The following is a 17,730-nucleotide window of genomic DNA, read 5'->3' as shown; positions in this document are numbered from 1 at the left end:
CTTGTACTGAGATCTCATGGCAGTGAAAAAGATTCAATTTTATTACTAAAAAGAATTGGCGCATACAATGTGTAATTTTCTATACTGATATCTGCCAATCCTTTTGGAAATGTTCCTATTCTTTTTCGAGTATCCTTATTAATAAAAAACAAATCACTTACTGTACCTCCTGTTACTAAATAACCATCTTTAACTGCCGTTAATCCATCTAAAGCACCTAATTGATAAGAACTTTTAAGCATTGAAAATGTTTTATCTTTTAGGTTTACTTTATAAATACTTCCATATTTATCAGGAGTTAAGGATAAAGATAATTCGGCACCAAAATTGGCAATAACCAAATTATCATCTTGAATAAAAACACCATTAGGATGCTTAACTTCTGGTGTTTGAAACCAAATCTCTAGTTTGTTATTTTCTAAGGTGAAAATTTTTCCGCCTGCAATATCAGAGATAAAAACCTGTCCAGTTTTAGAAACTACAACATCATTTAATGAAACCACATCTGTTGATGTAAAGCTATTTATGAGCTTACCTTTTTTTACATCAATTATATGAAGTTCCTTACCATCACCTACATACAAATTGTCTTGGTATAAAGCTAAACCAGCAGGGTTATTTAAACCTGTAACCCATTTATAATTATCTACTTTACCGGCTTTTGTAATTCGGCTTATATATCCCTTTTCATTCTGATTTACGTTAGAAACATACAACCAATCTTCAGTTGGAGAAGCTACTATAGATTCTGGCATAGCAAAACCCTCTAATTCCCAGTTTTTAATTAATTGATTCGTTGAATTTGTTTTAAAAGAAGCAGCATAATTAGTTTCATCTAAAACTTCTTTCAAAGCAAAAATCCCATTGTTTGCTGCAGGAAAACCAGTATAGAGACTTAACAAAATCATCGTTTCAGAAATCTCATCTGGGGTTACACCAAGGTTAAGTGCAGCTTTCATATGCGACTTTAATTGCGATTTTGCATTGGCTTGTGTAGTAAGACTAGCTATTATTAATAATTCTTTTGTCTTAAAATCTAAACCCGGTCTGCTATATATTTCTCCAAAACCATAACGAATAATATAATCTGCCATATCTGGAGACACGCTTTTAAAAGCAGCTTCCAGACCTTTGGAAGCGCCATCGCCATTTACCTCGTTTACAATTTTTACGCCTGTTTTATAGTTATCTTCCTTTGTGTTTTGCGCAATGCTTGCAAAAGAGAAAGACAATGCTAAAACTAAAATTATGTACTTCTTCATTCTATTATTATTTACCATTTTGTTTTGCTGTAGCCTTTGGTGCTGCACCTTGTTTTAAATCTTTATTTCTGAATTTTTCAGTTTCTGGAAGTTGTAAATTCACTTGGTTTACTTCTTGAATTTCAATAGAAAGCTTATCAAATTTGATGTCTTCTAAATGTCCGCCCAATTTTATATCATCTGATAAAAAGTGAAAATGCATTCCAGGAATTACGATGTTTCCTAGATAATCTGGTGTAAATAAACCAACCAAAGTCCCTTTAATGTTGTCTCTAGTGTACATAACACGTGTGTCTAAATATTCAAATAAAGACACATCTTCGTTCTCTACCTTGTGCGCTGAAGCCATTTTTAAGTGCTTAAATTCACCCTTAATTCTATATGCGTAAAAGCTATTTTTAGAGGTTGAATATTTTTGAAGCTCTCTAGTTAAGTCTTCATAAGACTCAATATTTTCAACAGTTACGGTTTGTTTCGGTTGAAAATTTATCATCGTCATATTCGGAGATTCTAAATCGTCTGGTGCTTCTGCGATTCCGCCTTCGGCATCAATCGTATAAACCACTCCATCTACAGCAACCAATTCGCCAGCCAAATGATTTACGGTTCCAATACCAATGTTACCTTGCTGTACCATTTGTTGCGGGGTAATATCACCTTCATAAATACTATTTAATAAGGCAACCGTTGGTGCATATTGATGAATGGTATTTTCGGTATGAGGTGCCAAACCGTGTTCGTCCGCACCTTCAGAATGTGAATGTCCGTGTGCTTCTTCCGAAGTTGACATTGCTTCTTTTTTAGTCTCATTTCCGCAGCTAGCGAAAAGCGCTAAAGAAAATAATAGTATTAGTTTTTTCATAATGGTTGATTTTTTTTGTTCAACTGAATTAGTTTTCAGTAAACAACATATTTGCACTTCCTAATAAGTAATTTCTCCAACCAAAATTAGGATAGGCTTTATCCATTTTCTGAATAAATTCTTCGCTATTTTTAGAAGCTGAAAGAATAGCTTTCATCTCTTTAAGATAGTTGATTTTAACGGTCACATCTCCCGAAGTTTCGGGTGCACTGTGTGAAGAAAAATAGGTCGCATACCCTTTTTCTTGAAAAGCGGAAAGCTCGTTAATTACGGTGTCTATAAATTCAGAATTAAAAATCATAGTATGGTTATCGTGCCCAACCATATGCAAGTGGACCGCCTTTATTTCTGGCATTTCTACATCAAAACCAAAACCAGTTGGCGTAATAATAAAAGGAATTCCTGAAATTTCTTGTGCTCCTGCTTCTAGCAAATCGGTTGGTACTATTGTAGTTTCGTCTAGATCTTCACTTGAAACTTCTGCTAATTTTGAGAGCGATTCATTACCAGAATTCGTCATATAATCTAAAGATTCTTGATTAGAATATATATGGTTGAATTTTAGTTTGTCCGTATCAAAAAAGTGCTTACCTATTAAATGATAAGAAACCATCACATCAATATTTGTGTAACCTATATCAACAATATAATTTACAAGTTCCTTGTAATTATCTTTCATAGGTGGTGTTTCAATCAATACTCCTTTTCCGTTTTTTTCAATAAAAAAAGCGTGTGTATTAAAAAACCCTTTGGTTTCGTAAACGTGAACTTTAGTTTGACCGTAATCAAAAATTTGCATCGTACCCTTATCTAATTGTACTGCTTTTGTGTTTTCATTAAAAGTTCTCATACTTGGTTCTTGAGAAGAAATTTCCTGAATACCAACTGCAACGATAATTCCGTAAACTAGTGCTGTAATTATATTTTTCATTTTAAAAAATTTTTAAATTTCTGTTACAAAATTCATATACTGTTTTAAATCTCCCTCTACAGCTTCTTCCAACAATTTACCTGTTTTCATTGCATATGGTTGATAAAAATGAATGTCCCAAACATCTGATGCTGTTCTCCAATGTTCATAAACCGCCAAAGTATCTTCTTGGTCGTCTACCGTGTATAAATCAAAAAGAATGTTTCCTTGCTCCTCTTTTCTTGTGTTGGTAACATGATCTTCAAACTGTGCTAAAACTTGTTTTTTATAACCCGACTTCAACTTAAATATGAAGAAAATAATGAATAATTCATCTTCAGCATTTGGAGATTTAGAACGATCTGGTAAAGGATTGGTATCCCCTAAAAAATAAAAATCTGGAGCGATTTGCAAAGCTGTTTGCCCTACTTCCATTAACTTTTTTGTGTGCGACTCGTTATCGTGAGAGGTTATTGCAGCTTTGTCTGCCCAACGTTCGTAAACAAAAAATACATTGGCATCTGTATTCGATACAAATACTTTAATTTCTTTATTACCAGCTTCTTTTCGTGTCGCTGCTTGTGCTTCTTTTAAGGTTGCTGCAAAACTAGTTGCGTGTTCTGGTTTTGCTGTGAATTTTACTATGGTGCTTTTCATAATTATGTGTTTATAAAGAGTGTAATTACTTTATTGGAGTTAGTGGTACTTTTTGGGTTATGGTAACCTCTTTTATTTTTGCAAATCTGTCATTAGGAGTATCCTGTACAATCCAATGGTGTGCTGTAGTTGCTGTAACTATTTGTCCGTCTTTTGTTTTTCCATTCCAAACAAAATCAACGTTAACTTCATATTGATTATCTGAAATAACTTTTACGGAAAAGTTCTCAGGTGAATGACTGCTTTCTGTTAATTGTAATGGCGTTCCGTTTAACCATTCTTCTAATTGTTCTATGGTAACAATAGGCTCGCTATTTGTTGAAAAATTAAGTTTAAAACCTTCAGCTAATAATTCTTTAAAAGGTTCCACATTACCATCTAATTGCTCCATATTTAACAACCAATAATGCATGAGCGATAACATTCTGTTTTCGGGATAGGCGTCTTCAAACGTAGGATTTTTAATTTCGCCCGTTGGTTGAATATTTATCTCTGTGAAAACTGGTAATAGTGCATTAGGTACTTCTTTTAAAAACGTGCTGTAATGCAAAGGGTAACTATCATTAGATCCATCTGATTTTAAATTTTGATATACAATATCAGCCTCAAGGTTAATAGTACCATCCTCTAATTTGTTAACTGTAATATTTTGGATATGATGCGCATTTTTCCAGCCTTTATAGACTTTTAATCTTTCAGGATAATTTTCTTTGCCCTGCATTTCTCCCGCTGCAGATTTCATTTTTATAGAATCTGCTAAAATTTCTAACTGGTTTTCTAGGCGTTGCTTGTTTTCAAAATCACGTTCATAAAAAAGATACCAACGGTGATATTGCACAATAGCTGCATGAATAGTTTTTGTGTTAGTGTTCATCATTATCTGTTTTTATAATTTTATAAACTTTTTAATATCGTTTGCCACTTCTTCAGGAACTTCTAATTGAGGTGAATGTGCTGCGTTTTCGATAACTACTAAAGTTGCATTCGGAATATGGTCTTTGTAGTATTCAGCTACATTAAAACGTACCACTTCATCGTGTTTCCCTTGTAATACTAATGTTGGCGCTTTTATATACTGAACATCGTCTTTAAGATTGAAGAATTTTCCTCTAGTAATAGCAGGAATCAAGGTGTTATCAACAAAATCTTTACTGCTGTTCACAGTCTCCATCATATAATTCGCTATGGGTCCCGGAAGGTCTGGTACTTTGTAAAAAACACGTTGTAGCACAACATCTAACTCTTCTTTATTTTCAATTTTTTTACCAAAACCACCATACACAACGTGGTCATCTATTTTTATACCCGCAGCATCTAATAAGATTAAATTTTTAACATCATTAGGGTATTTTATAGCATAGGCAGCAGCTGTATGTCCGCCCATCGAATTACCTATGAGGTTAAAGTTTGTTACGTTAAGTTGCTCTAAAAACGATTTTAGAAAAGTGGCTTGTCCGTCTATAGAATAATCCAGTCCCTGTTTTCTTTCATTATCGCCGTGTCCAGCCAAATCAGGAAGAATTAGATGATACTCATTAGATAAAAATTTAGCAGTTTGTAAAAAGCTACTTTTATCGTCTGCCATTCCGTGAAGTAGTACAAAGTCTGGTTTATCATCATTCGCTTTGCTTTCGTAAAAATGTACGGTGTATCCATTTATTTCCACCGTTTTCTTTTCCAGGTTTGCTGCATTAGCATAGCTTGCATTGGTTTGGTCTATCAACACTTTTGGAAAAAAGAAAAATAGTATAGCACCAATTGCTAACAAGCTCACGATGATACCTCCAATTATTTTAAAGAATTTTTTCATTATTTATATGGTTTTTATATAGATTATAATTTAGTAATAATGGTATCTACTGAAAATCTAGATTTTGGAAGTTTAGAATTGAAATCGGTGTCTTTTCTATACCCTAAAGACACTACAGCTAAAGCGGTATATCCTTTTTTATGTAAACCAAACTCTTTATCTAAAGCTTTTACATCTACACCTTCCATTGGGCAAGCATCTATACCTAAAACTGCTGCACCTGTTAATAAAGAACCCATATTAAGGTATACTTGTTTTTCTATCCAAGGTTGTACATCTTTAAGGTCATACCGATGCAGATTTGCAAACATCATACGTCCTGCGTAAGCTTGATCTTTATATTCTTGTTTTGCATAACGCCCATCTTCGTCTTCTTTATCTAGAATGCTTTTTATATAATTTTCGTCAATTCCTGTTTTAGCCGCAATCACAATTACATGGGAAGCATCTAAAACCTTTGGAGTATTAAAAGGAAAGGTTCCTTCTGTTCCTTTTGCAATACGCTCTTTACCTGCTTTCGTATCAGCAACTATAAAATGCCAAGGCTGTAAGTTTATACTTGATGGACTTAAACGTAATAAAGATTTGATTTGTTCAAAATCGTCATTAGATACTTTTTTAGTAGGATCAAATTCTTTAACTGTGTAGCGGTTGTTTAATATTTCATTTAAATTCATCTTTTTATATTTGGCTGATAATTTGTACTATCAAAATTATAGTGACAAAAGTAATTATAGTTTAATTATTATGCAATAACGGTCATGAAGTATAGTATCAATTTTAACATATAATACATTGTTATACTGTTATATACAATAAAATTTATTTACTATAAAAAGTATAGTTGCACACTAAATTAAAGCACACTACCTTTGCAAAATAAAACTACAATAGAAATGGACAGAAAAGAACTGTTTGAAAAAAAACCAAAGATTAAAATCAACGATAAAATATCGTTTTGTCCAACCAGTGCTGCTATGGAATTGATTGGTGGTAAATGGAAAAGTGTAATTCTAACCCATTTAATTGGTGGCAAAAAACGGTATAACGAATTACGAAAGGAAATTCCTGGTATTACAGAGCGTACACTAAGTTTACAGCTAAAGCAATTAGAAGCCGATGGTATGGTAAGCAGAAAAGTGTTTACTAAAAAACCACCTTTAAAAGTAGAATACAGACTTACCGAATTTGGTGAAACCCTTACTCCTATTCTAACCCTTATTGTAGAATGGGGTTTGCATGCAGCTGAAACAAAAGGCGAGTTTTTGTTTAATGAGGTAGAGTAAAATAAATAAGGCGACCTATTAGGTAGTCTTATTATGTTTTAAAAATGAAGCGTTTACAATAAACTATCCGTTTGTTGTAATAAGTTTTCAATCTTCAATTTATCATAAGCACCTGGATGCGCTGATGAAAAATGACCTTTTGGATTTCCTTTATCATTATCAAAATACTTCCCTATATCGTTTTTATATGCTTCAGAAGTCACTAAATCATACAAAATATCCACACCTTTTTCTGCCGGAGACCAATAATCTCCAAAAGCTTCTTTTGCCATTTTTGTATTTAATAACGAGCCCGGATTTACAGCTATAACGGCAATTTTTGGTTCTTGTTTCGCTAAATTAAAACTCCACATGGTTAATGCCAACTTGCTTTGCGCATAACTATCGTTTTCTGAAACTTGCTCTTTTCCTCTTAAAACAGCTTCTGAAACTGGTGCTTGTGCAGCAGAACTTAAATTAATAATTCTTGGGGAATCAGCATTTTCAATATTTGAAAGAATAGCATTTGTTAACAGATAAGGTGCTAAATAATTTACAACCATTCTAAAATCTAAACCGTCTTTAGTTAATGTGCTTTCTGATTTAAAAATACCTGCATTGTTTATTAAAATATCTATTTTCGGAATGTCGTTTTTAATCTGTTCTGCTAATTTTTTAACAGCTTTTAAATCTGAAAAATCAGCAACCAAACCTTTAATCTTTTGGTTATTGGAAGCTTCTTTAATTTCGGCAACAACATTGTTTACTTTAGCTTCACTTCTACCGTGAACGTAAACAGTATGTCCATCTTGCGCAAGTTTTAAAGCGGTTAACTTTCCTATTCCGTCTGTGCTTCCTGTGATTATTATTGTTTTACTCATATTGTATTATTTTCAGCTTAAAGCAGAAAAAGCCACTGTATATTGTGGCTTCTTCTATTATTAATCAATAATTAGGGATTATCAATTAATTATTTTTTGCTCTTCTTCAAGTAATCCGGAAGCTCTTTAGACAACCAATCTTCACGAACAGGAACATGCACATCCAAATCTACAGTTTCTTCTAATGCCCAAAATTCGTGAGGTACATTTTCAGGAAAAACAATCACTTCTCCTGCTCCAACTTCTACAAATTCCTCTTTACCATCAATAATAGTCTTGATTTTAACCTTACCAGACATTATGTATGTTATCTGCTCGTTTGGGTGTTTGTGCCAAGGAATATGCGCTCCTTTTTCTAAATTAAAAATTGTCATTTGACCTTTTTCACCATGGAACCATTTACGTTTAATTCCTTCTCCAATAGTTTCTGATTCCATTTTATCAAAATTGAAATGTTGCACTTTTGAAGTGGCTATAGAATCTATCGTATTTACTTGTGCATTTGCTGTGTTACTGGCAAATAGTACTGTTACAGCTAGTGCTGCTATAATTGATTTGAAATTCATTTTTCTATTTATATATTTCGTCAGTTCGAGTGAAACTAATTCTAAAGTTGTTAATATTGAAAAACAACCGTATTCCTAAGTTCTCGATACATTTTTATTTCCATTTTATTTCAATAAAAACACTCGAAGTGACATTCTTATATATTGATTAATAGTTAATTTGTCAGTTCGAGTGAAATTCTTTTTAGAATTTTGTATCGAGAACCAATCTTATTGCTGTGCTTCTCGATACATTTTTATTTTCATTCTATTCCAATAAAATCACTCGAAGTGACGTAACATTATTATTTATCTCATTGAGACTAAAATCCTTCTAAAACTATTTTACCTTTTGCTTTTCCTGTTTCTAAAAAAGCGTGTGCTTTACGCAGGTTTTCCGCATTAATAGTTCCGAAGTTTTCGCCTAAAGTGGTTTTAATTGTCCCGTTATCTATTAGCTCAGAAGCCTTATTTAAAATGTTATGTTGCTCAATCATATCTTCTGTTTGAAACATAGCACGCGTAAACATTAACTCGATGTGTGTAGACACTGCTTTTCCTTTAAAAGGCATCACATTCATTACTTTTGGATCATCAATAAAGCCGAATTTCCCTTGCGGTTTAATCAGCTTTACAATTTCATCTACATGTTGTTCTGTAGCATTTAAACTCACAACATATTCTGGCGCTGGAAGGCTATATTTTTCAAACTCTTCACTCAATTTATTTCTATGGTTGATAACCGTATCTGCACCTAATTCTTTTAACCAATCGGTAGTTTCTTCGCGAGAAGCAGTAGCAATAATGTTCAGTTTTGTTAACTTTTTAGCTAATTGCACCATTATAGAACCAACGCCTCCTGCTGCACCTATTATTAAAATGGATTTATTGGCATCGTCTTTAGAAACCTCTAATCTATCAAACAACATTTCATAAGCAGTAAGTGTTGTTAATGGTAACGCCGCAGCTTCCGCATAGGATAAACTTGTTGGTTTTTTACCTATAATACGTTCATCTACCACCTGAAATTGCGCATAACTACCCTGACGTGTAAAATCGCCAGCGTACCAAACTTCATCACCAACATTAAATAAAGTAACATCTTCTCCAACTTGCTTTACAATTCCGGTTGCATCCCAACCTATAATTTTCCAATCGTCACCCTGTACAGGCATATTTGCACGTACTTTATAATCTGCTGGATTTACCGAAATGGCTTTAATTTCCACTAAAATATCTCTTCCAGTTGCTTTTGGAGTCTTTATTTCTATGTCTTGTAGCGAATTTACATTGTCTATTGGTAAATTCTCTTTGTATCCTATTGCTTTCATCTGAATTAAATTTTTTGCAATTATATTACAGTGATAATTTCACTTTGTGGTAATCTAGATTTTGGAGTTTTGTCCGTTGAATTAAAATCCGATGCAGCTCTATAGCCTAAAGAAACAACTACTAAAGATGTGAATCCTTTTGCTCTTAATCCGAATTCTTCATCTAACGCTTTTACATCAATACCTTCCATTGGTGTTGCATCGATACCTAAACTTGCAACTCCTAACAAAAAGTTTCCAATGTTAAGATATACCTGCTTTTCCATCCAATGTTGATAGTCTTTTAAATCATATTTATGAATGTCTCCAAAAGCGTTCATCCCTCCGTACATTCCGTTCTTTATGTCTTCATTAGGGAATCTTCCGTCTTTATCCTGTACTTCTAAAAGGTGTTTATAAAAAATATCATCTGCACCTTCACTAGTTTTTGAACAAAATAATACTACAGCTGATGCATTCGTTATTTTTGGTTCATTAAAATGAAAGAAGCCTTGAGTTCCTTTTGTCATACGCGCTTTTCCCTCTGTAGTTTCAGCAATAATAAAATGCCAAGGTTGCAGGTTAATACTTGAAGGACTCATTCTTAATAAATTTTTGACTTCCCCCATATCTGCATCAGAGATTTTTTTGGTTGTGTCGTATTCCTTTGTAGTGTATCTCCAGTTTAATGTGTCGTGTAAATTCATTTTTATATGTTTTTTTAATTAACTATCATTTTTATAGTGACAAAAGTAAGTATAGTATTAAAACCTCGCAATAACGGTCATAAATGATAGTACAAAAACAACTAGAAAATCAATCCAAAATGACGTATAAAAACAAGGAATACCAGTATAATTAAAGGTAATTCCTAAAGTTTTCATAAAAAAGATAATAAGCACGCTTCCAAACTGCAAAAGGTACATTTAGTTTTAGTTAATCCTTTATTAAAACCATTTTGGTTTTATCCAACCCATCTAAAGGTTAGGTTTATTCGTGGTCTAATTTTTTTTGTGGTTTTCGGAATTTTATGCTTCCAATTATCTTGAGTAGCACCTTGCATTAGTAACAAACTACCGTGTTTTAAAGGAATGTCTATGCGTTTTAAATCTTTACGCGTTGCGTGTTTAAGTTGAAAAGGTCTTGTTTCTCCAAAAGTAACGGAGCCGATAACCGTGTTTTTGCGTTGATTTACTTCATAATCCTGATGCCAATCTACGCTGTCTTTTCCATCTCTATAATAATTAAGTAAACAGCGTGTAAATTTGATGTCTACCTCCTGCTCTATGCGTTGTTTGATTTTTAATAGCTCCGCAGTCCAAGGACGTAGCTTTGTTGTTTTTCCAACATAGGCCACTTCTAAATCCGTATCGCCATACCAAGCTGTAAGTCTAGGTAAGTCTATTTGTTTACCGTAAATAGCCATTTGGTCTTGCTCCCAATTGGTGTTTTTTAAAAGGCTATTATACAATCTATCGCTTTCTTCTATTGAAAAGAAATTCTCAAATAAAGTTACAGCAGCACCAGGCAAATCAAATTCGGTTTTAATCACCTCATTAGTCGAAAACAAATCTATTGGATTGAATGATTCCATAATAATCCTTTTCTTAATTATTGGCTTTTAGTCGGTTTTTTCTAAGATCTTTTACAAAAAAGCCAAACATAATGATGATGAAAAACGAAAACGGTAACGACGTTATAATTAACAAGCGTTGTACAGCTTCTAAAACATTGACATTTGCTTTAATATTTCCTAAAAGAATTAAGGCAATGGTTGCCAACAAGATGAAAATAGACCAAATGACACGATGTGTTCTATTTGGGTTTTTAGACCCTTTATCTGTAAACATACTTAGGACGAATACAGCCGAATCGACAGATGTAATCAAAAAACTAATTAATAAAAATATAGACGTTATATTTAGAAATGTAGCAAACGGATACTGTTCAAAAAACACAAAAATAGATGAGAATACATTACCAAATTGGTTATCGTAACTTCCCCAAGCTTCTATTAAATGAAATGCTGAAGAACCAAAAACCGAAAACCAAAAGAAGGTTCCTAAACTAGGAATAATTAGCACACCTAATAATAATTGTCTTATCGTTCTTCCTTTAGAAATACGCGCAATAAATATACCTGTAAAAGGTGCCCAAGCTAACCAAAATGCCCAATAATAGAAGGTCCATCCTGTTAAAAACTCTAATCCAGGATTATAGTCTCCAATGGCCAAACTCATGGGTATAAAGTCGACAATGTATTGAAATAAAGCTGTAAAAAATGAAACGACAATACCTTGTACATCACTTGTAAAAAAGACAAATAAAAGGATGAATAGCGTGACAATAATATTTAATTTTGAAAATATTTTAATCCCTTTATTAACGCCTTGCCAAGCAGAATAACACGCTATTGTTGAAATAAAAATACAAAGAATTATAGTTGTTACAAAACCAAAATCTGTACTAAAAACGTGATTTAATCCACCATTAATTTGTGTGGTACCCAAACCAATTGCTGCTATTAATCCAAAAATAGTGGTGATAATAGTGATAATATCTACACTTGCTCTTATCGGTTTGCTTTTAATACGATCTTCTATGGTAGCACTTATTCTGACTTTCTTTTTATTAACATGCAATGCGTAGCCAACAATAACCGCAAATAGCCCATAAAATGCCCAAGCAGTAATTCCCCATTGGTAAAACGTGAATTCTAATGCTACAGTTTCATTAGATAAACCAGATGCAAAAGGTGGATTTTGTTGCATAAAAACTGGTTCTTGTACTGCTCTTAGCAAAATACCAGATCCCATTCCTGCGCTATACAACATAGCAATCCAAGACCACAACGAGTATTCTGGTCTAGAAGCTGGTTCCCCTAATTTTATGTTTCCGTATTTGGAAAATGCAATCCATAATAATGCTACAACACAGCCAAAACCTAAGTACAAATAGAAGTATCCAAAATAATTCCGAACCCATAACGATGCAATTTCAATAGCATTATAACTTGTTTCGGTTGCAAAAAAAACAATTAAAGTGCATAGAAAAATGATGCCTACCGAAATAGATAAAATGGAATGTTTTTGAATGTATTTAAGCATTTATGGTGATTTGTTTAAAACAAAAATAAGGATTAGAATACAAATATATTTGCATGAATATCTGTAGCTGTGCGAGTTAAAATTACAAACGTATTAAAATCCGAAGCCTAATTTAAAAGCAAAACGCAAACCATCCTCACTATTGAAAGCGGATACATTTGCGGTAAACATCTCTACCATAGTTACAAATACACCACCACCAAAAGAGGTATTCCAACGGTCACTATTATAAGATCTAGTTGCAACCAAATCATTATCTACCCAAATGCGACCATAATCGGCACCACCATAAACACCAAGACTTATTGGTAATACGTTTGTTTTAAGACTTAAAAAATTAAGACGTAAATCGGTACTTTGCACAAAAGCACTTTTACCTGTAAAACGTTCGTTTCTATAACCACGTAATCCAGTATTTGCTCCTAAGGTTGCGGCTTGATAAAATTCGAAATTATCTCCTAAATTAAAATGCCCGCTAAAATTGGTTGCTAAAACTAATTTTCCACTAGGAATTAATTTATAATCAAAACCTAATTCTGGAATGATATACCCAAACCCTTTATTAGAATCTATATTATTTTTAAAACCAACTTGCAAACCAAATTGCATTCCTAAGGTTGGGAACGCTTCATTATCTTTATTTTCAAAAGAATACGAAGCATCTGCACCATAAAAAGCATCACTAACTTCATTGCCATCGCCTATAAATCCATTTATAAATCGGCTATTCGTTCTTTCTACTTCGTTCGATTCATAAAATATACCTGCTTTAAAAAAACCACCCAATTGTCCGCGCCAAATCAAGGAAGGCATTGCAAACAATGTTCTTATTTTCACTCGGTTATAATCTAAACTAACAAGATCTTCATCTGCTTCAAAATTAGGAGTAGAATTACCGTAATCAAAGAAGTTTATAGAATAATTTGGACTATTAAAATGAAGGTCTAACCCAAAATTCAATCCTTTAAATACATTAGCAAATTCTCCTTTATAATCTAATTCGAAACCATTGGTTGCAAAATAATAAGCAGCAGAAAGCGTATGTTGTGAAGTAAAAGGATTTCGTTCAAAACCATAAACGGTATATGTATTAGAAACGCCAAGTTTAAAGCCATCATCTGGATTAGATCCAAGCGTTGGTATAAACTGATTTACATTGTTTTTTAACTTTTTATAATCGTATACATTTGTTTCATAATCATCCGTAAATTTTTGATGCCCTTTATTAGTAATAATGGTATTCTCTTTAGATTTATAATCGTAAAAAGTAACTTTTTTTCCTTGTTCTATATTATAGATATCATTATTCTGACCACCAATTAAACGCACGCGCATTTGGTTATTGGTGTTATTTCCAAATACATGAAACGTATCATCATCATCTAAACCATAAATCCAAATTTCTTTGGTTACCTCACTATTATAGGTTCTTTCATGAAAAACATCTCCTTTTTCCCCTCCTTTAATTCTATATGCGATAACTTTCGTTTTTCCGTTAGGCAAACGTTCTACATCAAACCAATCGTCTTTATTTGTTCCTTTTATAACCGCGTATTTATTTACTAGACTGTAATATCTATCTGCAATTTTTTGAAGATTTGCACGACGCGCTTTCAACGTTTGTTTGATTTTATCGGTAACTTCTCCTCTAACCTCTTCCGGAAAATTTAAAAATGCTTTATCTATAACTTCATCTGTTACACCTTCTTGAATGGTCTTCACTTGCGCATCCCAAACTTCTTTATCCGACAGCATAATGAACTCCATATCTAAAGGGTAAGGTTCTACATTAACCCCTTTAACATCCACTAAATCGTCATCATATTTTCTTAATAATCTAGCAGTAGGAATAATAGTAACAGCAGATGTAAGCATTGCACCGTCTGACATAATGGAGAAAACCTGATCTCTATCTCTTGGCAATGGTCTATATACCTTTTTACCATTTTCTTCAAACTCTAACCAGCGCCATTGATCTTGATGTCTGTCCCAATCTCCAATTAGCATATCAAATAAACGTGCACGAATGTAAGCCGCTTCATCTAAGATTAAATCTTCATCTTTATGCAACTTTTTCATTACATCTGTTGTACTTAAAACGGAGTTAGAAAATCCGAAACTCGCTTGATCGCCATGACCATCAGAAGCATGCTCTTCAATCATATATAATTCATCTCCAAATTGTTCATTAAAATCACCTAAGGCGTTTTGTTTTGGCACATAGTATAATTTCGGATTTAAATGATACACACCTGCAGCATCCGATAAATCACCAACCGTAAAAAGTGCATACGGATGGGAACCTGTAAATACATCTAAGATTAAATCCTCAGCAGCAGTATCATCAAACTTTCCATCGAGATATTGATCTTTAAAAAAAGCGGCTTGTAAATACTGTGTACCTTGTTTACGCATAGCACGCATTACGTATTGCTTTTTACCATCTTTAGTAATAAGACGTAACGATTTTGATTGTGTTCCTCCACCTCGTCTTCCAATAGTAACACCTCCAAAAAGGGTGTCTAAATTTACGGTTGGTACAGTAACCTTTGTGCTATATGTGTTTCGATATCTTTCTCCCCAAAGAAATTTTGTTAGACCAGATTTATCTGTTTCTTCTACCGTGTAAATGGAAGCTGATTTTTCTTTCGGAAAGGTTTCCGGATATATGGTGTCTGATTTGTTTTCATTAGGCTTTAAAACTTCGGTTTCAAATACTATTTTATTTTCTTCTACAGAATAAAAACGCACATACGAAGAACCATCTTTAAAGACGTCTAGCCTTGCATATCCCGGAGTTCCGTATGAAAATTGTCCGCCGCCAACATTTCTAGTTGGTGTCACTTTAGATCCGGAACCACTAACTATCTGACGTAAATTATCTTCTACCAAATATTGCAAATTATGCTCATGACCAGAAACAAAAACGACTTTACTGTTTTCTTGCGAAATGGTAATTAGTCTTTTTCTTAATTCGTTGTACCGTTTGTTTTGAATATCTGCATTAGAAACTCCAGTTGTAATTCGCAATAGGTTTTTTAACGATCCTAAAACAGGAATTGGTGACATGTGACTTTTAAAATCATATTGTCCGCCATGTAAACCATTGGTATACATAGGATGGTGTAATGCTACGATGGTAGTTTTACCTCTTGCTTTTTTAATTAAACTGCTATATTCGTTAAAAAAAAGTTCTCTGGTTTTAATTTCGCAATCGTCGTTAATGGTAGGATGGTTATCCCAATTGGTAACAAACCATTGGGTATCAATAAGTATTAATTCGACATCATCAGAAACATGTATTTTTTCTATCGGACAGCCATTTTCTGGTAAAAAAGTATCTTTCCCTAAAATATTCTCAATATACTTCTCTTGGCGTTTTAATCCTTTAAGTCCGTTACTATACCAATCGTGATTTCCAGGAATAAAAATAGCATTTCCTTTAAAGTCTGCTGTAGTTTGTGTTTGGGTATTTAATTGATGTTCTGCAAATGCTCTACCTTCGCTTTCTTTGTTCGGTAATCCTTTTGGATAAATATTATCACCAAGAAAAATGGCTGTACTATTTTTAGTAGCTTTAGATAATTCGGATTTAAAAGCTTGGATTGTTTTTGAAGATTCTCCTATAGGCGAATTACCTCCATCTCCAATTAAATAGAAAGAATGTTCTATTTCTTTATCAGGAAAGCTAGTGTTTATAACCTTAGAGCTGTATTGTGCTTTATACGTTGCACAAGAAGAAATAAGAAGAAAAACAAATAATCTTAGTAAATTTTTAACCATTTATAATGTATTTTAAAGTAAACCAGAAAACTTTTAAAGTTAGTTATACCTTTTTAAAATACCTTACAATGTATATGGTTTTATTTTAATGTATATTTTTTTATTCGGACTTAAGTGTTTTAATATCTGTAACTAATTGTGCTACAGAAGTTTTATTTAAACCATTATAAATTCCTCTAATATGTTTGTTTTTATCAATTAACACAAAGTTTTCGGTATGTAAAAAATCATCTGCTGTTTTAGTTTCCCCTAAATCTTCTTCTATAAAGTATGCTTTTCTACCCAAGTCATAAATTTCATTTCTATCTCCTGTTACTAAATGCCATTTATTAGAAATCACGCCTTTGGTTTCTGCATAGCGTTTTAAAACGGGTATAGAATCACTTTCTGGAGTCACCGAATGTGAAATCAATAAAACATCATCGTCTTCTAAAAATGCTTCTTGTAAAAGAGACATATTGGCTGTCATTTTAGGACAGATACCAGAACAAGAAGTAAAGAAGAAATCTGCGATATAAATTTTATCTTTAAAAGTTTCTTGTGTAACTGTATTTCCATCTTGATTGATTAATGAAAAGTCTGGAATTTCATGAAAATCATTACTTTTGTCCCCATCTAAATCTAACCAATTAGGTGTGAAATTAGCTTCATTATAAAATGGTAAAGTGGCTACTCTACTTGTTTTTTCTGTACTTTTATTTTTACAACTAGCAAAAATAATTAGTAGTATTAAAGTATAACTATAATTTTTCATCTTGTACAATTTCTTCTTCTAATTGAAAGCATAAATTGGCACGTTTTAATCCGAAGATTCTACCATTTTTTGCTTCATAATTATTGTATATTTTTCCGTTTCTTCTCCATGCTTTTTGCATGCCATCTTCCTTACCATTTACAATAGTCATTTGTTTAAATAGTTCTCCAGTTTTGTACCATTGCTTTTGAATACCGTTGGCAATCCCATTTTTATAGTGAGACTCGGATCTTATATTTCCATTCAACCACCAAGATGTAGCAGTTTCTTCCAACTTTCCGTTTTTATAAAATGCTTCAAAACTTAATGTTTCATTTTCAAACCATTTCTTTAACGTTCCATCTTTTTTTCCATTTTTATACGGAATAGATTCTGCCATATTTCCGTTAGGATAACTTAAAACAGAAATACCAGTAAAAGGGGTATCTTGATAATAGACAAGTCCGATATTTGGCTTTAGAATTAATGCGGATTTAGAAACTTCGGGTAAAGAAACCTCCATAGCAACCGCAGTTAATTGCTCTTTTTTAACTGTCTTATTCTGACAATTAAAAAAGAGCATAAAACTGAATATAATACAGCTT

Annotated in this window: 17 protein-coding genes; 1 reads left to right on the top strand and 16 read right to left on the bottom strand. The window is 32.8% G+C overall.

Annotation, left to right across the window (positions count from 1 at the left end; genetic code table 11):
• Window positions 1–14: 14 nt before the first annotated feature.
• From FG167_RS13785 to nfsB (FG167_RS13755), 7 genes are read right to left on the bottom strand one after another with little or no spacing between them, the layout of a single operon-like run.
• A complete protein-coding gene (locus FG167_RS13785; protein WP_203458813.1) occupies window positions 15–1,262 on the bottom strand; it encodes a carboxymuconolactone decarboxylase family protein in 1,248 nt (415 codons plus the stop codon).
• Between the two features lie 7 nt (window positions 1,263–1,269).
• Window positions 1,270–2,124, bottom strand: a complete 855-nt coding sequence (gene budA, locus FG167_RS13780) for an acetolactate decarboxylase (RefSeq protein WP_203458812.1) — start codon at window positions 2,122–2,124, stop codon at window positions 1,270–1,272.
• 28 nt (window positions 2,125–2,152) lie between these two features.
• Complete coding sequence (locus FG167_RS13775; protein ID WP_203458811.1) at window positions 2,153–3,055, bottom strand: hypothetical protein; 903 nt, start codon at window positions 3,053–3,055, stop codon at window positions 2,153–2,155.
• 12 nt (window positions 3,056–3,067) lie between these two features.
• Complete coding sequence (locus tag FG167_RS13770; protein ID WP_203458810.1) at window positions 3,068–3,691, bottom strand: putative quinol monooxygenase; 624 nt, start codon at window positions 3,689–3,691, stop codon at window positions 3,068–3,070.
• Window positions 3,692–3,716: 25 nt separating this feature from the next.
• Window positions 3,717–4,565: a hypothetical protein gene (locus tag FG167_RS13765; protein WP_203458809.1), complete on the bottom strand. Its 849-nt coding sequence runs from the start codon at window positions 4,563–4,565 to the stop codon at window positions 3,717–3,719.
• Between the two features lie 12 nt (window positions 4,566–4,577).
• Complete coding sequence (locus tag FG167_RS13760) at window positions 4,578–5,501, bottom strand: alpha/beta fold hydrolase (protein WP_203458808.1); 924 nt, start codon at window positions 5,499–5,501, stop codon at window positions 4,578–4,580.
• A 23-nt stretch (window positions 5,502–5,524) separates the two neighbouring features.
• Entirely contained in the window at window positions 5,525–6,178 is a 654-nt protein-coding gene (nfsB, locus tag FG167_RS13755; protein WP_203458807.1) for an oxygen-insensitive NAD(P)H nitroreductase, read from the bottom strand.
• Between the two features lie 219 nt (window positions 6,179–6,397).
• Between nfsB (FG167_RS13755) and FG167_RS13750 the strand changes: the two genes are divergently transcribed.
• Window positions 6,398–6,787 carry a helix-turn-helix domain-containing protein gene (locus FG167_RS13750; RefSeq protein ID WP_203458806.1) on the top strand — a complete coding sequence of 130 codons (390 nt, stop codon included), beginning with the start codon at window positions 6,398–6,400 and terminating at the stop codon, window positions 6,785–6,787.
• Window positions 6,788–6,840: 53 nt separating this feature from the next.
• Here the strand turns inward: FG167_RS13750 and FG167_RS13745 are convergent, their stop codons facing one another.
• The 9 genes from FG167_RS13745 to FG167_RS13705 form a co-directional block, all read right to left on the bottom strand.
• Entirely contained in the window at window positions 6,841–7,647 is an 807-nt protein-coding gene (locus FG167_RS13745; protein WP_203458805.1) for an SDR family NAD(P)-dependent oxidoreductase, read from the bottom strand.
• An 89-nt stretch (window positions 7,648–7,736) separates the two neighbouring features.
• Complete coding sequence (locus FG167_RS13740) at window positions 7,737–8,213, bottom strand: cupin domain-containing protein (RefSeq protein ID WP_203458804.1); 477 nt, start codon at window positions 8,211–8,213, stop codon at window positions 7,737–7,739.
• 302 nt (window positions 8,214–8,515) lie between these two features.
• Window positions 8,516–9,523, bottom strand: coding sequence for a zinc-binding alcohol dehydrogenase family protein (locus FG167_RS13735; protein WP_203458803.1), 1,008 nt, complete (start codon window positions 9,521–9,523; stop codon window positions 8,516–8,518).
• Between the two features lie 20 nt (window positions 9,524–9,543).
• Window positions 9,544–10,209, bottom strand: a complete 666-nt coding sequence (gene nfsB, locus FG167_RS13730) for an oxygen-insensitive NAD(P)H nitroreductase (RefSeq protein ID WP_203458802.1) — start codon at window positions 10,207–10,209, stop codon at window positions 9,544–9,546.
• 257 nt (window positions 10,210–10,466) lie between these two features.
• On the bottom strand, window positions 10,467–11,096 hold the full coding sequence (locus FG167_RS13725) for an alpha-ketoglutarate-dependent dioxygenase AlkB (RefSeq protein WP_203458801.1): 630 nt from the start codon (window positions 11,094–11,096) through the stop codon (window positions 10,467–10,469).
• 13 nt (window positions 11,097–11,109) lie between these two features.
• The gene (locus FG167_RS13720; protein ID WP_203458800.1) at window positions 11,110–12,609 is read right to left on the bottom strand and encodes a BCCT family transporter; all 1,500 of its coding nucleotides are present in this window, start codon (window positions 12,607–12,609) and stop codon (window positions 11,110–11,112) included.
• A 93-nt stretch (window positions 12,610–12,702) separates the two neighbouring features.
• Window positions 12,703–16,392 carry a metallophosphoesterase gene (locus FG167_RS13715; protein WP_203458799.1) on the bottom strand — a complete coding sequence of 1,230 codons (3,690 nt, stop codon included), beginning with the start codon at window positions 16,390–16,392 and terminating at the stop codon, window positions 12,703–12,705.
• Between the two features lie 100 nt (window positions 16,393–16,492).
• A complete protein-coding gene (locus FG167_RS13710; protein ID WP_203458798.1) occupies window positions 16,493–17,146 on the bottom strand; it encodes an SCO family protein in 654 nt (217 codons plus the stop codon).
• Window positions 17,133–17,708, bottom strand: a complete 576-nt coding sequence (locus tag FG167_RS13705; RefSeq protein ID WP_239004396.1) for a toxin-antitoxin system YwqK family antitoxin — start codon at window positions 17,706–17,708, stop codon at window positions 17,133–17,135. The genes FG167_RS13710 and FG167_RS13705 overlap by 14 nt, the downstream gene beginning before the upstream one ends.
• Between the last annotated feature and the right edge of the window lie 22 nt (window positions 17,709–17,730).

The sequence above is a fragment of the Lacinutrix sp. WUR7 genome, from assembly GCF_016864015.1.
Classification (GTDB): domain Bacteria; phylum Bacteroidota; class Bacteroidia; order Flavobacteriales; family Flavobacteriaceae; genus Oceanihabitans.
This window is presented reverse-complemented; position numbering and strand designations above follow the sequence as displayed.

What these genes read in the sequence shown, in the direction of transcription:
- FG167_RS13785 (WP_203458813.1), bottom strand. Translation starts at nt 1,262, where the DNA reads ATGAAGAAGTACATAATTTTAGTTTTAGCATTGTCTTTCTCTTTTGCA.
- FG167_RS13750 (WP_203458806.1), top strand. Translation starts at nt 6,398, where the DNA reads ATGGACAGAAAAGAACTGTTTGAAAAAAAACCAAAGATTAAAATCAAC.
- FG167_RS13720 (WP_203458800.1), bottom strand. Translation starts at nt 12,609, where the DNA reads ATGCTTAAATACATTCAAAAACATTCCATTTTATCTATTTCGGTAGGC.
- budA (WP_203458812.1), bottom strand. Translation starts at nt 2,124, where the DNA reads ATGAAAAAACTAATACTATTATTTTCTTTAGCGCTTTTCGCTAGCTGC.
- FG167_RS13770 (WP_203458810.1), bottom strand. Translation starts at nt 3,691, where the DNA reads ATGAAAAGCACCATAGTAAAATTCACAGCAAAACCAGAACACGCAACT.
- FG167_RS13740 (WP_203458804.1), bottom strand. Translation starts at nt 8,213, where the DNA reads ATGAATTTCAAATCAATTATAGCAGCACTAGCTGTAACAGTACTATTT.
- FG167_RS13745 (WP_203458805.1), bottom strand. Translation starts at nt 7,647, where the DNA reads ATGAGTAAAACAATAATAATCACAGGAAGCACAGACGGAATAGGAAAG.
- FG167_RS13705 (WP_239004396.1), bottom strand. Translation starts at nt 17,708, where the DNA reads ATGCTCTTTTTTAATTGTCAGAATAAGACAGTTAAAAAAGAGCAATTA.
- FG167_RS13725 (WP_203458801.1), bottom strand. Translation starts at nt 11,096, where the DNA reads ATGGAATCATTCAATCCAATAGATTTGTTTTCGACTAATGAGGTGATT.
- FG167_RS13775 (WP_203458811.1), bottom strand. Translation starts at nt 3,055, where the DNA reads ATGAAAAATATAATTACAGCACTAGTTTACGGAATTATCGTTGCAGTT.
- FG167_RS13710 (WP_203458798.1), bottom strand. Translation starts at nt 17,146, where the DNA reads ATGAAAAATTATAGTTATACTTTAATACTACTAATTATTTTTGCTAGT.
- FG167_RS13765 (WP_203458809.1), bottom strand. Translation starts at nt 4,565, where the DNA reads ATGAACACTAACACAAAAACTATTCATGCAGCTATTGTGCAATATCAC.
- nfsB (WP_203458807.1), bottom strand. Translation starts at nt 6,178, where the DNA reads ATGAATTTAAATGAAATATTAAACAACCGCTACACAGTTAAAGAATTT.
- FG167_RS13715 (WP_203458799.1), bottom strand. Translation starts at nt 16,392, where the DNA reads ATGGTTAAAAATTTACTAAGATTATTTGTTTTTCTTCTTATTTCTTCT.
- nfsB (WP_203458802.1), bottom strand. Translation starts at nt 10,209, where the DNA reads ATGAATTTACACGACACATTAAACTGGAGATACACTACAAAGGAATAC.
- FG167_RS13760 (WP_203458808.1), bottom strand. Translation starts at nt 5,501, where the DNA reads ATGAAAAAATTCTTTAAAATAATTGGAGGTATCATCGTGAGCTTGTTA.
- FG167_RS13735 (WP_203458803.1), bottom strand. Translation starts at nt 9,523, where the DNA reads ATGAAAGCAATAGGATACAAAGAGAATTTACCAATAGACAATGTAAAT.